The organism is Nocardiopsis sp. iso_25 (genome assembly GCF_056173305.1).
In genome coordinates this window covers 5,302,351-5,317,687 of sequence record NZ_CM149667.1, presented here as the reverse complement: position 1 = coordinate 5,317,687, position 15,337 = coordinate 5,302,351, and the positions used below count along the sequence as shown (strand labels likewise).

Below are 15,337 nucleotides of genomic sequence, written 5' to 3'. Positions count from 1 at the left end.
TCGTCTGCCCCGCCGTGGGCACGATCCGTGCGTGACCGTTCCGGTATCGGAGGTCCGTGAACTCCGTGGCTGCGGTCGCCATCCCATTCCTCGGCCCCGCCCGGTGTCCCCTCATCCATGCCCGGACGCGGCCGATCCACACGTGACAGCCCGACGCCGTTCCCAACGACCCGACGGCGAAGCAGCAGTAGATGGGGAACCTCTCTTGAAGAACGAAACGCTAGAACGACTGCGCCTTCCGGCGGCCTGGGTCCTGCTTGCAGCCGCGGGCGTGCTCATGCTCTCCGGGCTCATCCAGGTGATCGTCCGGTCCAGCGGCTGGCGCTCGGAGACGTCCTTCGCCACGGCCATGTACGACGCGGGCTCCGCCAACTTCTTCGGTGTGACCATCACGATCCTGGTCGCCGTCGCCGTGGCCCTCGTGCTGACCAGCGACAGGACCAGGGCGGGCGCCTCCCCGGTCGTGCTGACCGCGATGATCGTCACCGGTGTGGGCCTGCTCTTCTGCCTGATCACGGTGATCTGCGGCTTCATCGACGCGATCAACATCGGCCACGGCTTCGCCCGGATGCTGGGGACCGTCGCCCAGGGCGCGGTGCTCGGCGTCTTCGGCTTCGCGGCGCTCAAGGCCTTCAACGACCCGACCCTGGTCCCCAGGGTGGTGCAGCCGCAGAACGCCTACCCGCAGCAGTTCCCGCCCGCCACCGGCGCGCAGCAGTCCTTCGCCCAGCCGGCCTACCCGGGCCAGTCCGCCGACCCGACCCAGAGCGCCGCCCAGCCGTACGGCGCGGACCCCGCGCAGCAGGCCTACGGCCAGCAGTACGCGGCCGACCCGGCCCAGCAGTACGCCGCTGACCCGGCTGTGCAGCAGCAGTACGGGACCGGCGCGCAGCAGTCCTACGGGCAGCAGTACGGGACCGACGCCTCCGGGCAGCAGTACGGCACGGGCGCGCAGCAGTCCTACGGTCAGCAGTACGGCACCGACCCCGTGCAGCAGGGCTACGACGCCTCGCAGCAGTACGGCCAGCCGTACGGCGCGGACCCCGCGCAGCAGGCCTACGGCCAGCAGTACGCGGCCGACCCGGCCCAGCAGTACGCCGCTGACCCGGCTGTGCAGCAGCAGTACGGCACGGGCGCGCAGCAGTCCTACGGGCAGCAGTACGGCACCGACGCCTCCGGGCAGCAGGCCGCCTACGGCCAGCCCGGCGAGTACGCCTACGACCCCTCCCAGTACGCCCCGCAGGGCACCGAGCAGCAGCCCGCCTCCGGTGAGCAGGCCGCCCAGGACGCGATCCAGTACGGCTGGTACCAGGGCGCTGACCAGGGGCAGCAGGCCCAGGACACCCCGGCCGACGGCAAACTTGATGCTTTCTTTAACTCCGGTGAGAACAACGGCAACCAGACGCCCGGCCAGGGCGGGGGATCGTACGGGGGTCAGTACGGAGCGGGCACCGGATACGGCTCTGACCAGCAGGGACAGGGCGGAACCGGTGACCAGCAGGGGTGGTACGGCGGCGAGGACAAGCGCTGACCCGGCTCCGTCGGCCCGCGCTCCCCACCGCCTCGGAAGGTCGTGAATTGCGTGGTAATCCGCAGAACGGACATCACCGGGCTGCCGTTGGCGGTTCGTTACATGATATTCAGTGGATTACCACGCAGGGCGCTTGACTCTCAGCAAGCGACCCACGTGTAATTTCAAGGTGGGATTCCACCCGGCCCGGGGGACGAAAAGGGCCGGGGACATCTATGGGGGGCAACAGGAGGTGCGCATGAGCGAGGTCATCCCGCTGGCGCACGGCTCGGATGAGGATCTGGGCTGGCAGGAGCGTGCCCTGTGCGCGCAGACCGACCCGGAGGCGTTCTTCCCCGAGAAGGGCGGCTCGACCCGGGAAGCCAAGAAGGTCTGCCAGTCGTGCGAGGTACGTGCGGAGTGCCTGGAATACGCGCTGGAGCACGATGAGCGCTTCGGCATCTGGGGGGGACTCTCCGAACGCGAGCGCCGCAGGCTGAAGAAAGCCGCCGGGGGAGATTTCGATTTCCTGGCGGAGATGCTCTAGGGCCGCGTGTGAGACGCGCGTCCGGGCCGCGAGCCCGGGCGCGCGTTTTTCATGTTCGGCCCCTTCCCGGGCGTGCGGCGATTGTGTCCGCGGCGCGGTCGGGGGCGGCAATGCCCGGATATGCCGGGCCCTATTCGGATGTGTGTTCGAATAGGCCCTCCCCGTCGTGGTGGGAATGCTCCGATATGGCCGACCGCAGCAACGTGTGACGAATAGGCCCGTAATGGTGCCGAGTGGCGTAGGGTGATGTCCCGCGCGGGCCGTGTCCGGCCCCGACGAGGTCACGAGGGCCGCGGCCTGCCGTGGCGTCCCGCGCGCGGACCGCGTCCGGAGCGCGGTCGCGCCCGTCGGCCCCGCCCGGCCGGACCCGCGGACCCGATCGGGCCGCGCCCCCTCCCGGAGAGAACCCACCACAGCCGTGCCTGACCAGGATTTCGCCCGACACGTCGTCACCGCGGTCATCGTCTCCCACGACGGCGCCCGCTGGCTGCCCGAGACGATGCAGGCGCTGCGCGGCCAGTCCTGGCCCGTGCAGCGGGCCGTCGCCGCCGACACCGGCAGCACCGACGACAGCGCCCAGGTCCTGGCCCGGTTCCTGCCCGCCGACGCCGTCGTGGAGCTGCCCGCCGACACCGGGTACGGCGACGCCGTCCGCGCCGCCCTGGAACTGCGGCGCTCCACCAGCGCCGTACGCGGCTTCGACGAGGACGCCACCGAGTGGATCTGGCTGATCCACGACGACCTCACCCCGGACCGCGACGCCCTCGCGCACCTGCTGGACGCCGCAGACCAGGACCCCCGCGCCGCCGTCCTGGGCCCCAAGCTGCGCGACTGGTTCGACCGCCGCCTCCTGGTGGAGGCGGGCGTGACCATCGACGGCGCGGGCCGCCGCGAGACCGGCCTGGAACAGCGCGAGTTCGACCACGGCCAGCACGACGGCACACGCCAGGTCCTGGCGGTCTCCAGCGCGGGCATGCTCGTGCGCCGCGACGTGTGGGACCGCCTCGGCGGCTTCGACCCCTCCCTGCCGCTGTTCCGCGACGACATCGACTTCTGCTGGCGGGTGGGCGGCGCCGGACTGCGCGCCGTACTCGTCACCGACGCGGTCGCCTACCACGCCGAGGCCTCCGCCCGGCGCCGCCGACCCATCTCCGCCACCCGCAACCACCCGCGCCGCGTGGACCGCCGCCACGCCGTCTTCGTGCTGCTGGCCAACCTGCCCGCGGGCGGCATGGCGGCCGCGCTGCTGCGCAACTCCGTGGCCTCGCTGCTGCGCGTGGCGGGGTACCTGCTCATCAAGCAGCCCGCCAACGCCCTGGACGAGGCCGCCGCGATCACCCTGGTCTACCTGCGGCCGCTCCGGCTGATGCGCGCCCGCTTCCGGCGCCGCCGCGACCGCCGCCGCACCTACAGCGCCATCCGGCCCTTCCTGGCGCGCGGCGTGGCCATGCGCCAGGTCCACGACGTCCTCACCGGAATCCTGTCCGGGGAGCCCGTGCGCAACACCCCCGGCCGCCACCAGGCCGTCACCGCGCCGCCCGCCGCCGAGGACGAGGACGAGATCCCCACGGACAGGGCCGGCTTCGTGCGCAGCGTGCTCCTGCGGCCCGGGGTGCTGATGGTCCTGGCCCTGGCCGCGGTGGCACTGGTCGCCGAGCGCTCCCTGCTCCTGGGCGACCTCCTGGCGGGCGGCGCCCTGCCCCCGGTCGCGGGCGGCGCGGGCGACCTGTGGAACCTGTACCTGTCCGGCAGCCCCGACAGCGGACTCGGCGCGGCCGACCCCGTCCCGCCCTACGTCGGACTGCTCGCCCTGCTGTCCACGCTCACCCTGGGCAAGCCCTGGCTGGCCGTCACGGTCGTCCTGCTGGGCTGCGTGCCCCTGTCCGGGCTGACCGCCTACCTGCTCGCCCGCGAGGTGCTGGGCTTTCGTCCCGCACGCCTGTGGATGGCCGCGTCCTACGCGCTGCTGCCGGTGGCCACCGGCGCGGTCGCCCAGGGCCGACTGGGCACCGCCCTGGTCCACGTCCTGCTGCCGGTGCTGGGGCTGCTGCTGGTGCGGCTGGTGTCGATGCCGCCCAAGCCCTCGCGCCGCGCGGCCTGGGGGGTGGGCCTGGTCCTGACGGCCGCCACCGCGTTCGTGCCGATGGTGTGGCTCCTGTCGCTGGTCACCGGCGTGCTGGTGGCCGTCGCCTTCGGCCACCTGGGCCGCCGGATCTACGTCAGCGTCGCGCTGGGCCTGGCCGTCCCGCTCGTGCTGCTGATGCCGTGGACGCTCGAACTGCTCCTGCACCCCGGCCTGTGGCTGCTGGAGGCGGGACTGCACCGCCCCGAGCTGTCGGCGCCGGGCGCCACCCCGCAGGAACTGCTCATGCTCTCGCCGGGCGGCCCCGGGACGCCGCCGTTCTGGGTCACGGCCGGGTTCGCCGTGGCCGCGCTGTGCTCCCTGCTGCTGCTCCGCAACCGGATGCTGGCCGCGGCGGGGTGGTCGCTCGCCCTGTTCGGAATCCTCCTGGCCGTCCTGACCAGCCGGGTGGTCGTCGAGCCCTACTACGGCGGCCCCCCGGCGCCGGTCTGGCCCGGGGCGGCCCTGGCCTTCGCCGCCACGGCGGTGCTGCTGTCGGCGGCGACCGCCGCCCGCTCCTTCGGCGACATGGTGCGCCTGGGCGGACCGAGGCGGGTCTTCGCCCTCGCCGTGGGACTGCTCGCCCTGGCCACCCCCGTCTGCGCCGCGGGCGTGTGGATGTGGGAGGGCGTGCGGGGACCGGTCACCGCGCACGCCGAACCCGTCGTCCCCGGCGCGCTGGTCGGGGCCGGGATCGTCGAGGGCGGCGGGTCCGACGGCGCGCAGACCCGGCCGCGCACCCTCGTGGTCACCGCCGACGGGGAGGGCGGCGTGGACTACCTGGTCGTGCGCGGACGCGAACCCCGCCTGGGCGAGGAGCAGCTCGTGCCCGAACGCGGGGTCCGCGAGGTGATGGACCGGGCCGTGGCCGAACTCACCGTGGGCCAGGGCGGCGACCAGATGTACACCCTGGCCGACCTCGGCATCCAGTACGTGCTCTACCCGCGCCCGGAGATCAGCGGGCCCGCCGACGTCACCATGGTCGACACCCTTGACGGCACACCGGGGCTGGAGCGGCAGTCCCTGTCGCGGCACTACGCGCTCTGGCGGCTGGCCGCCCCCACCGGCGCGCTGCGGGTGGTCTCCGAGGACGGTGTCGGCGCCGAGGCCCTCGCGGTGCGCGGGGACGCGGACGAGCTGAGCGCCCCGGTCCCCGACGGCGGCACCGGACGGCGGCTCGCCCTGGCCGAGGCCGCCGACAGCGGCTGGCGCGCCAGCCTGGACGGCGTCGAACTGGACCCCGTCCCCACCCGGAGCGGGACCCAGGCCTGGGCGCTGCCCGTGGAGGGCGGCGAACTGCGCGTCTGGCACACCGACTACGTCCACGCGGCCTGGCTGCTCACGCAGGGGGTCCTGCTCGCGGTGGTCGCCGTCCTGGCCGCGCCGGGTGTGCGGACCGAGGAGGAGGCGCGGCTGATCGAGGCCACGCCCACCCCCCGCCCGCGGCGGCCGGAGCGGCTGCGGCGCTCGGGGGGGTCCCGGGCGTCCTCGCGCCGGGGCGCACGCGCCCGGCCCGGCCGGTCGCGGCCCGGCGGCGAGGACCCCGGCGGGCGCGCGGACGGGGACGCCGCGGCGGACGCGCCGGAGGACGGCGTCCCGCCCGGCTCCGCGCCCGGGGAGGACACCGGCACGCTGTCCGCACTGCGGGGCGGGGGCCGCCGCCGGGGCACCCGGGGCGTGCGCAGGGGGGAACGGCGCCGTGGCCGGTGACCGGGGGAGGAGAACGCGCCGGGCGGCGGCGGACGAGGACACCGGGCCGACCGGGCCCGCCGGGCGTGCGGTACCGAACGGGAGGAGCAGGCGGTGAGACTGATCGTGGAGAACCGGTTCGCGCTGTTCGGGCTGGTCTCGCTGGCCCTGGTCGCGCTGTTCGGCGTCGCGTTCGCGACCGGGCCGATCACCGCGGAGCTGGGCGTCACCGAGTCCGGGACCGTGCGGCCCGACCACGCGGTGCGGGTGTGCCCCGCCCCGCACGGGTCGGGGGACAGCTCCGTGGCCGCGTTCGCGCCGAGGGTGAGCCGCGACGACGAGGGCGAGCTGTGGGCCGAGACGGTCCCGGCGGCCCCCGGTGACGAGGGGGACGGCGCGGGGAGCGGCGAGGACGGTGGGGATTCCGAGGACACCGGGGACGGTGAGGCCGGTGGAACCGGCGGGGACGGCGGTGACGCGGGCAGCGCGGGCGGCACCCGGGGCCGCACCGTCGGCGAGGAGCTGACCGAGCCCGGCCGCGTGTGGAACACCGACACCGCCGGAACCGGCGCCCCCACCGCCGTCCACGCGCAGGGCTCCCTGGCCTCCGGACTCGACGCCGCACAGACCACCGTCTCCGACGGCTCGGCCACCGAGGTCCGCTGCCTCGGACCCTCCGTCGGAACCTGGTTCGCCCTCCCCGGCGGCGACGGCATCGAGGGCATGCGGCTCGACGCGCTCACCGTGCACCTGGCCAACCCCGAGGACTCCCGGGCCACGGTCAGCGTGGACGTCTACACCGAGGGCGGCCCCTCCTACTCCGAGGAGAGCAGGGGCATCGCCCTGCCCGCGGGGGCGGCGACCGAACTGGACCTGACCGACCTGGTCGGCGGAACCAGCGCCGTCGGGGTCCACGTGCGCACCAGCACGGGGCGGGTCGCGGCCTCCCTGCTCGCGGAGCACTCCTCCGGCACCGCCGACTGGGTCCCGCCCACGGCCGCGCCCGCGCGCGAGCACGTGGTCCCCGGCGTCCCCGGCGGCGACGGCCGTCGCCGCCTGCACGTGGCCGCGCCGGGCGACGAGCCCGTCCAGGTGCGCGTGCACACCGTCACCCCGGCCCCGCGGGAGGGGACGGAGGAGGCGCCGCAGGAGGACGGGCGGGGCGGGGAGGGACAGGGCAGCGGGACCGCCGAGGACCCGCTGACCTTCAGCGTGCCCCCGGCCGCCTCCGCCTGGCTCAGCCTGGAGACCGTCCTGGCAGGGGAGCCCGGCGCTGTCGTGGTGGAGGCGGACGCGCCCGTGGTCGCCGGTGTCGCCGCCGAGGCGGTCACCGGAGAGGGGGACGATGTCGAGGTGGTCGAGGCGGCCCACACCTCCGCGGTGCCGCCGCTCCGCTTCCCGCTGGACACCACCGCGGTCCTGCCCGACGTCCCCGAAGGCGCCGAAACCGAGCTGCTCCTGACCGCGGTCGGCGGCGACGCCGCGCTCATGGCCACCCCCATCGGCGCCGACGCGACCCAGGGGGACGCCGTGCGCGTGCGGGTCGCCGCCGGGACCACCGCCGTGTTCGGCGGGGACGACGGCTGGCAGGCGCCCGCGGGCACCGGGCCCGGGGACGGTTACGCGGTCCGCCTGGAGGTCCTGGACGGCTCCGGGCCCGTCCACGTCGCCCGCGTGCTGCGCGGAGGCGGAGACGGCCTGGGCGTGCTGCCGGTGACGCCCGCGCCGGTGCGGACCGAGCTGCCGGTGGTACGCGACAGCATGGTGGGGGTCGTCCCCTAGCCGCGCCGACGGGGGGCCGACGCGTCCGTGCCGCCCCGGCGCACCCCGGGCGGGTCAGCCCTCGGGGTCCACCGACTCCGGTTCCACGCCGAGCAGGTTGGCGACCTCCTCGACGACCGTCTCGTGGACGAGGAGGGCCATCTCCTCCGGATCCTTCGTCCGGATCTCCACCGGACGCCGGTACACCACGATCCTGGCCCGGCCGGAGGGATCGGTCTCCAGGCGGGAGAAGGGGATCGCCTCGGTCAGGGGGCCGCGGGGCTCCACCGGGGGGACGTCCTCCACGAGGAAGTCGACATTGGCCAGCTCCCGCGCCCACAGGCGTTCGAGGCGTTCGACGGCGTCCAGGACAAGGTCGTCGAAGGCCTGCGCCCGGCTACGGAAAACCGGCAGGTCAGAGGGCACGAGAGGACCGCGGATGCCTCGGCCGCGGCGGTCCCGGCGCCGCACTCGGTCTGGTTGGCCACTGGAAAGGCGCACTCGTCGCACACTTCGAGACTAAGCCATCACGGGCCCCGCGCGTAGTCCCTCCCGAGGCGAAAGCGCTCACGCGCCCGGGGAGCGGGCCGCCGGGCGGCGGCGGGGGACGGTCCGGAGGAGGTGCGCCGACCCCCGGGAGGGCGTCGGCGGGCGGCGCGCGGAGGCCGCCGACGAGCGCGAACGGGCCAGCTCATGGAACGATGCTGGCGTGTCCCTCAGTAAAGGCATACAGTCGAACGCTGTGAGCCCTGTTCGACGCTGCTCCCGTACCGCCTGCAGACAGCCTGCCGTCTTCACGCTCACGTACGTCTACGCGGACTCGACGGCCGTCCTCGGCCCGCTCGCCGCCTACGTGGAACCGCACTGCTACGACCTCTGCGCCGTGCACGCCGACCGGCTGACGGCACCGCGCGGCTGGGAGGTCGTCCGACTCCCGGTCGAGACGTCCGGCGGCGGCCCGGGCAGCGACGACCTGGAGGCCCTCGCCGACGCCGTACGTGAGGCGGCCCGCCCGCCTGCCCGCAAGGACCCCTCCGACGAGATCGGCGAGGGGACCGAGACGCTGCGCCGGGGGCACCTGCGCGTGGTCAGATCCGATCCGGGGCGCGGCGAACAGCAGCCCCCCCGGCACTCCGGCGGGTAGACGGCGCAGCCCCCGCCGCGGCGGGGAGCCGGCCCGGGCCCGAACCGGCGGTGGTGCGGGGGTTCGCGGGGACGCCTTGCTAGTTTTGTACCGCGCGCGGCCCGGCCGCGCGGGACCGAACCCAAGCAGGACCGACCTGGCCGGAGAAGACGTGGCTGACCTCGCAAGCATCTTCAAGGCATACGACGTGCGGGGCGTGATCCCCGACACCTTCGACGCCGACACCGCCCGGGCGATCGGAGCCGCCTTCGCCCGCGTGGTCGGCGGGGAGGCCGTGGTGGTCGCCCACGACATGCGCCCCTCCTCGCCCGAGCTGGCCACCGCCTTCGCCGAGGGCGTCACCGGCCAGGGCCTGGACGTGGTCTTCGCCGGGCTCGGCTCCACCGACCTGCTCTACTACGGTTCGGGCCACCTGGACCTGCCCGGCGCCATGTTCACCGCCAGCCACAACCCCGCCGAGTACAACGGCATCAAGATGTGCCGGGCCGGGGCCGCGCCCATCAGCGGCGAGACCGGCCTGGACGACATCCGCCGCCTGGCCGAGGAGATCCTGGAGGGGGGAGCGCCCGCCCACGACGGCCCCGCGGGGACGGTCACCCACCGCGACCTGCTGGCCGGATACGCGGACTACCTGCGCGAACTGGTCGACCTCTCGGGCATCCGCCCGCTCAGGGTCGCGGTGGACGCGGGCAACGGCATGGGCGGCCACACGGTCCCCGCCGTCCTGGAGGGCCTGCCGCTGGAGGTCGTCCCCCTCTACTTCGAACTGGACGGCACCTTCCCCAACCACCCGGCCAACCCCCTGGACCCCGACAACCTGGTGGACCTCCAGGCCAAGGTCCGCGAGACCGGAGCCGACATCGGCCTGGCCTTCGACGGCGACGCCGACCGCTGCTTCGTCGTGGACGAGAACGGCGACGCCGTCCCGCCCTCGGCCGTCACCGCCCTGGTGGCCGCCCAGGAGCTGGAGCGCGAGCCGGGCGCCACGGTCATCCACAACCTCATCACCTCCCAGGCCGTCCCCGAGATCGTCCGCGAGAACGGCGGCGAGCCCGTCCGCACCCGGGTCGGGCACTCCTTCATCAAGGCCACCATGGCCGAGACGGGCGCGATCTTCGGCGGGGAGCACTCCGCCCACTACTACTTCCGCGACTTCTGGCGCGCCGACACCGGTATGCTCGCCGCGATGCACGTCCTGCGGGTGCTGGGCAACGACGACCGCCCCCTCTCCCGGATCGCCGAGGCCTACTCGCGCTACGCCGGGTCCGGCGAGGTCAACTCCGAGGTCGCCGACGCCCCCGGTCGGATGGCCGCGGTACGCGAGGCCTTCGCCGGGCGGGACGGCGTCACCGTCGACGAACTCGACGGCCTGACCGTCTCCCTCCCCGACGGGTCGTGGTTCAACGTGCGCGCCTCCAACACCGAACCGCTGCTGCGGCTCAACGTCGAGGCCCCCGACGAGGCGTCCATGGCCGGTCTGCGCGACGAGGTCCTGGCCATCGTCCGCGCCTGACCAGGCATCATGGGGGCAGAGGGACACCCCATTGCAGAGGAACGAGGACATGAGCACGAAGATCGACGGCTGGCTGCTGGAGATCCTGGCCTGCCCGCAGAGCCAGGCCCCGCTGCGCCACGACCCCGAGACCGACGAGCTGGTCTGCGACGAGAGCGGCCTGGCCTACCCCATCCGGGACGGCATCCCGGTCCTGCTGGTCGACGAGGCGCGAAAAATCGGGTGAGGCCGGGAACGCCCCGGGCGTTCCAGCAGTCATAACGGTTGCGCCGGGGTAACGGGGCACGACGGGACGCACCACCGCGTTCCCCGCAACCCGTACCCTGGTGCTGCGCGCCCCCTCACCCCTATCTCCCGGAGGACACCGATGCCCGGTCCCGAACCGCTACTGCCGAGCGACCCCTCCTCGTTCGGCGAGTACAGCGTGACAGGGCGGCTGGGCAAGGGCGGCCAGGGAATCGTCTACCTCGCCGAGGACTCCGGCGGCGAGCAGTACGCGGTCAAGGTCCTCAACGACCAGTGGTCGCGCGACAGCGACCTGCGCAGGCGGTTCGAGAAAGAGGTCCGGGCGGCCCAGAAGGTCGCCTCCTTCTGCACCGCCGCGATCATCGAGGCCCGGCTCGACGGCGACCCGCCCTACGTGGTCAGCGAGTTCGTGCCGGGCAAGGACCTCCAGGAGACCATCGCCAAGGGCACCACCCAGAAGGGCTCCACCCTCCAGCGGCTCGCCATCACCACCGCCACCGCCCTGGTCGCCATCCACAAGGCGGGCATCGTCCACCGCGACTTCAAGCCCGGCAACGTGCTGATCGGCCCGGACGGTCCCCGCGTCATCGACTTCGGCATCGCCCGGATCGACGACGGCACCGCCACCATGACCAACTCGATCGTCGGCACGCCCTCCTACATGGCGCCCGAGCAGATCGAGGGCCGCGGCATCACCGACAAGTGCGACATCTTCGCCTGGGGCTGCGTCATCGCCTTCGCCTCCACCGGGCGGGCGCCGTTCGGCTCCGACACCGTCCCGGCGGTCGTCCACCGCGTGGTCAGCGCGCCCCCGGACCTGACCGACATGGACGAGGCCCTGCGCCCCATCGTCGAGTCCTGCCTGGACAAGAACCCGGACAACCGGCCCAACGCCCAGACGCTCCTCATGCGCCTGCTGGGCCACGAGGGCCCCGAGGCCTCCGGCCCCTCCACCGACGACGCCGTCAAGCAGGGCGAGCAGATCGCCCAGACCGGCCTGTTCACCGGCGGCCAGACGCCCTACCGGCCGCACACCGGGCCGCAGCAGCCGCACACGGGCCCCCAGCAGCCGCACAGCGGCCCGCAGGCGGGCGCCGCCGGGTACGCGCAGCCCGGCGCCTCCAACCCCCGTCCGGGCATGCCGGGGCACCCCATGGGCTCCGACCCCCGCCACGGCTTCGCCCACCCCGGCACCTCCAACCCCAGGCCCGGGGTCCCCGGCCACCCGGGCACGTCCAACCCCCGCCCGGGCGCCCCCGCCTACCCGCCCCCGCCGTCCGGAATGCCCCACGGCCCGCACGCGGGCGGCAACCCCATGCTCACGGGCATGAACCCCAACCAGACCTACGCCCGCCCCGGGGCGCAGCAGCCCATGCCGCGCCCCGTCGAGCAGAACTCGGTGCTCCAGCAGAGCTGGGTGATCCCGGCGGTGCTCATCACCATCGTCATCCTGCTGCTGATCCTGCTTCTGCTCGCCATCAGCGGCTGACCGCCCGGCCGCGCCGACGCCGCCGACCGCTCAGACGCGGGTGAGCTCGTTCATGGCCCGGGACACCGCCTCGTCCACGAGGTCGCGCACTTGGGGCCAGCGGTCGTCCACGCAGTCCGTGGGCATCACGATCACACTGTCGGTGCCGGACATGCCCAGCGCGTCGCGCTCCCCCTCCGGGACGGTCAGGCGCGCGTCCGCGGTGACCGCGAGCACCCCCGTCCGGGGGCGGCCCACCTCCTGGACCACCACGAACAGCGACAGGGACGCCCCGCCCACCGTCAGCTCCAGCGCCGTCCACCAGTGCGCGGCCCCCGGCGTGAGCAGGTTGCGCACCACCGCCTCCGAGGCGGTCCCGGGCTCGGAGTCGTCCGAACCGCCCGAGTACACCGACGTGCGCGCCGCGGGGTCCAGCGCCCGCAGGATCATGGCCAGCGAGCTGCGGCGCGAGCGCACGTAGTCCAGGACGCGGCGGCGCGTCACCGCCGCCAGCGGCGACAAGGGGGAGCGGGGTTCGGGGACGTGCTCGGGGGTCCAGCTCAGCTCGTCGAGCAGCGTGCCGGTCACCAGGCGCGCGAAGTGGCGGACCATCCCGGCCAGGCGCTCGTCGGCGTCGTGTCCGCTCCACGGCGGCGCCAGGGGGTCGGGCAGCAGCGGCGGGAAGTCCGCCCGCCGCAGCACCAGGGACGCCAGCAGCCACGGCAGCGCCCACGCGTGCGTGCCCTCGGGGCGCTCGGGGTCCAGCTCGGCCAGCACCGCCACGCCCTCGGCGTAGGTCTGGGCGGCGCGCACCACCGGATGGGCGGGCACCGAGGCGGCCCGCGCCAGCCGCAGCGCCTGCTCGGAGTCCACGGGGCGCCGGGGGGAGCGGGCGGGGCAGTCCTCGGGCAGGTCCCTGGCGCGCTCGGCCAGCTCCAGGACGAACGCGGCGGTGAACTGGCGCCCGGAGGCCCCGTCCGCCGCGGCGGAGACCACCAGCTCCTCCAGGTCGGGCCCGCCGCCCAGCGCCCGCACCCGGCGGCCGGTCAGCTCGCGCCGGGCCGCGTCCCGGGCCCGCCGGGGCTGGCTCTGCCGGTGCTGGGCCCAGATGGCCCGCAGCCGGTCGACGTCCATGAGTTCCTCGCGCACCAGGGCCGGCACCCGGTCCGGGTCCGCACCGCAACGTAGGGTATCCACGTGTCTTCCGTAGCCAGCGGACAGTTGGCCAAAACCTGTCACGGGCACTGACCTGTGGCCGCTACCGGACGCGTCGGAGCGTAAACCGGGGGTGTTCAGGGGCGGCGGCCGTGCAGCAGCCGCATCGCCTTCTGCTTCTCGAAGTCCAGCGCGCGGGCGGGCGCCGCGGCGAGCCTGCCCAGCCGCTCCCCGTGCGAGCGCACCCGCGCCAGCACCTCGGGCTCGGCCAGCACCCGCAGGGCGAAGGCCAGCGCTGCGGGCGGGATGTCGAACTCGCGCTCCAGCTCCAGGCCCACCGCGATCGTGCGCAGGTCCTCCTCCGTGAACCGGCGGTGCCGGTGCCCGCGCCCGGTGGGCTGCTCCTGGGTGCGGGGCAGCAGGCCCAGGCCCTCGCGGTAGCGCAGCATCCGCGCGGTGGTGCCCACGCGCTCGGCGGCCGCGGAGATGGGCACGGGGCCGCGCGGCCGGAGGTCGGCGGGGATCGGGTCGTCGTCGAGGGCGGCCATGCACGCGACCCTAACCGAACCTCCCCACCAAGGAGCGTGAACCTGACGGTGAAATGTCAATTTCGCACGGTAGTCCCGGTCGCGGCCCTAGAATCGAGTGCGCCACGACCATCACGAGTGAGGAACGCATGGCTTTCGACTTCAAGGTCGCCGATCTCTCCCTGGCCGCCTTCGGACGCGACGAGATCCGGCTCGCCGAGCACGAGATGCCCGGCCTCATGGCCACCCGCGCCGAGTACGGGGAGAGCAAGCCCCTCCGCGGCGCGCGCATCATGGGCTCGCTGCACATGACCGTCCAGACCGCGGTCCTCATCGAGACCCTGGTCGCCCTGGGCGCCGAGGTGCGCTGGGTCAGCTGCAACATCTTCTCCACCCAGGACCACGCCGCCGCCGCGGTCGTCGTCGGCCCCGACGGCACCGCCGAGGACCCCAGGGGCGTCCCGGTCTTCGCCTGGAAGGGCGAGACCCTGGAGGAGTACTGGTGGTGCACCGAGCAGGCGCTGACCTGGCCGGGCGCCGAGGGCCCCAACATGATCCTGGACGACGGCGGCGACGCCACCATGCTCGTCCACAAGGGCGCCGAGTACGAGAAGGCGGGCGCGGTCCCCGACCCCGACAGCGCCGACAGCGAGGAGATGGGCGTCGTGCTGCGCCTGCTCAGCGCCAGCCTGGAGCGCGACGCCGCCAAGTGGACCCAGATCGCCGAGCGGATCCAGGGCGTCACCGAGGAGACCACCACCGGTGTCCTGCGCCTGTACGAGATGCGCCGCGAGGGCACCCTGGCCTTCCCCGCGATCAACGTCAACGACTCGGTCACCAAGAGCAAGTTCGACAACAAGTACGGCATCCGCCACTCGCTGCCGGACGGCATCATGCGCGCCACCGACGTGCTCATCGGCGGCAAGGTCGCCGTGGTGTGCGGTTACGGCGACGTCGGCAAGGGCGCGGCCGAGGCCCTGCGCGGCCAGGGCGCCCGCGTGATCGTCACCGAGATCGACCCCATCAACGCCCTCCAGGCGGCCATGGACGGCTACCAGGTCACGCTCCTGGAGGACGTCCTGGAGACCGGTGACATCTTCATCACCACCACCGGCAACTTCAACGTGATCATGGCAGACCAGATCACCCGCATGAAGCACCAGGCGATCGTCGGCAACGTCGGCCACTTCGACAACGAGATCGACATGGCGGGCCTGGCCAGGGTCCCCGGCGTCGTCAAGAAGGAGATCAAGCCGCAGGTCCACGAGTGGACCTTCCCCGGCGGCAAGTCCGTCCTGGTGCTCTCCGAGGGCCGCCTGCTCAACCTGGGCAACGCCACCGGCCACCCCAGCTTCGTGATGTCCAACAGCTTCACCAACCAGGTCATCGCGCAGATCGAGCTGTTCACCAAGCCCGACGAGTACCCGACCGACGTCTACACGCTGCCCAAGATCCTCGACGAGAAGGTCGCCCGGCTGCACCTGGACGCGCTCGGCGTCAAGCTGACCCAGCTCACCAAGGAGCAGGCCGCCTACATCGGCGTGGACGTCACGGGCCCCTTCAAGCCCGACCACTACCGCTACTAGGCGGCGTTTCCCCGGGGCTCCGCTCCGCCTCGCCCAGTGTTCGGGCGCCTCGAACACGGGAATCTTCGG

General features: G+C 73.9%; 12 protein-coding genes. 9 read left to right on the top strand and 3 right to left on the bottom strand.

What is annotated here, in order from left to right:
• Positions 1-205: 205 nt before the first annotated feature.
• The 4 genes from AC0VX6_RS22795 (at position 206) to AC0VX6_RS22780 (ending at position 7,650) form a co-directional block, all read left to right on the top strand.
• Positions 206-1,531, top strand: coding sequence for a hypothetical protein (locus tag AC0VX6_RS22795; RefSeq protein ID WP_475465992.1), 1,326 nt, complete (start codon positions 206-208; stop codon positions 1,529-1,531).
• 238 nt (positions 1,532-1,769) lie between these two features.
• On the top strand, positions 1,770-2,057 hold the full coding sequence (locus AC0VX6_RS22790; RefSeq protein ID WP_013154770.1) for a WhiB family transcriptional regulator: 288 nt from the start codon (positions 1,770-1,772) through the stop codon (positions 2,055-2,057).
• A 418-nt stretch (positions 2,058-2,475) separates the two neighbouring features.
• Entirely contained in the window at positions 2,476-5,889 is a 3,414-nt protein-coding gene (locus AC0VX6_RS22785; protein WP_475465991.1) for a glycosyltransferase, read from the top strand.
• A 93-nt stretch (positions 5,890-5,982) separates the two neighbouring features.
• On the top strand, positions 5,983-7,650 hold the full coding sequence (locus AC0VX6_RS22780; RefSeq protein WP_475465990.1) for a DUF5719 family protein: 1,668 nt from the start codon (positions 5,983-5,985) through the stop codon (positions 7,648-7,650).
• A gap of 54 nt (positions 7,651-7,704) precedes the next feature.
• Here the strand turns inward: AC0VX6_RS22780 and AC0VX6_RS22775 are convergent, their stop codons facing one another.
• The gene (locus AC0VX6_RS22775) at positions 7,705-8,100 is read right to left on the bottom strand and encodes a metallopeptidase family protein (protein ID WP_013154767.1); all 396 of its coding nucleotides are present in this window, start codon (positions 8,098-8,100) and stop codon (positions 7,705-7,707) included.
• Between the two features lie 271 nt (positions 8,101-8,371).
• Here AC0VX6_RS22775 and AC0VX6_RS22770 point away from each other — a divergent pair, with 271 nt between their 5' ends.
• The 4 genes from AC0VX6_RS22770 (at position 8,372) to AC0VX6_RS22755 (ending at position 12,021) form a co-directional block, all read left to right on the top strand.
• Positions 8,372-8,773 (top strand): DUF3499 domain-containing protein, encoded by a 402-nt coding sequence (locus AC0VX6_RS22770; protein WP_150252010.1) that lies wholly within the window; start codon positions 8,372-8,374, stop codon positions 8,771-8,773.
• A 151-nt stretch (positions 8,774-8,924) separates the two neighbouring features.
• The gene (locus tag AC0VX6_RS22765; protein ID WP_274974584.1) at positions 8,925-10,286 is read left to right on the top strand and encodes a phosphomannomutase/phosphoglucomutase; all 1,362 of its coding nucleotides are present in this window, start codon (positions 8,925-8,927) and stop codon (positions 10,284-10,286) included.
• A gap of 49 nt (positions 10,287-10,335) precedes the next feature.
• On the top strand, positions 10,336-10,512 hold the full coding sequence (locus AC0VX6_RS22760) for a Trm112 family protein (RefSeq protein WP_013154764.1): 177 nt from the start codon (positions 10,336-10,338) through the stop codon (positions 10,510-10,512).
• Positions 10,513-10,653: 141 nt separating this feature from the next.
• Positions 10,654-12,021 carry a serine/threonine-protein kinase gene (locus AC0VX6_RS22755; RefSeq protein ID WP_475465988.1) on the top strand — a complete coding sequence of 456 codons (1,368 nt, stop codon included), beginning with the start codon at positions 10,654-10,656 and terminating at the stop codon, positions 12,019-12,021.
• Between the two features lie 30 nt (positions 12,022-12,051).
• Here AC0VX6_RS22755 and AC0VX6_RS22750 read toward each other — a convergent pair whose 3' ends face one another.
• The gene (locus AC0VX6_RS22750) at positions 12,052-13,197 is read right to left on the bottom strand and encodes a hypothetical protein (protein ID WP_274974582.1); all 1,146 of its coding nucleotides are present in this window, start codon (positions 13,195-13,197) and stop codon (positions 12,052-12,054) included.
• Between the two features lie 95 nt (positions 13,198-13,292).
• Complete coding sequence (locus AC0VX6_RS22745) at positions 13,293-13,703, bottom strand: MerR family transcriptional regulator (protein ID WP_248771882.1); 411 nt, start codon at positions 13,701-13,703, stop codon at positions 13,293-13,295.
• Between the two features lie 128 nt (positions 13,704-13,831).
• Between AC0VX6_RS22745 and ahcY the strand changes: the two genes are divergently transcribed.
• Entirely contained in the window at positions 13,832-15,268 is a 1,437-nt protein-coding gene (gene ahcY / locus AC0VX6_RS22740) for an adenosylhomocysteinase (RefSeq protein ID WP_475465985.1), read from the top strand.
• The last annotated feature ends 69 nt before the right edge of the window (positions 15,269-15,337 follow it).

Excerpts from the sequence above, each read along its gene's own strand:
- ahcY (WP_475465985.1), top strand. The coding sequence starts at position 13,832 with ATGGCTTTCGACTTCAAGGTCGCCGATCTCTCCCTGGCCGCCTTCGGA.
- AC0VX6_RS22745 (WP_248771882.1), bottom strand. The coding sequence starts at position 13,703 with ATGGCCGCCCTCGACGACGACCCGATCCCCGCCGACCTCCGGCCGCGC.
- AC0VX6_RS22760 (WP_013154764.1), top strand. The coding sequence starts at position 10,336 with ATGAGCACGAAGATCGACGGCTGGCTGCTGGAGATCCTGGCCTGCCCG.
- AC0VX6_RS22755 (WP_475465988.1), top strand. The coding sequence starts at position 10,654 with ATGCCCGGTCCCGAACCGCTACTGCCGAGCGACCCCTCCTCGTTCGGC.
- AC0VX6_RS22790 (WP_013154770.1), top strand. The coding sequence starts at position 1,770 with ATGAGCGAGGTCATCCCGCTGGCGCACGGCTCGGATGAGGATCTGGGC.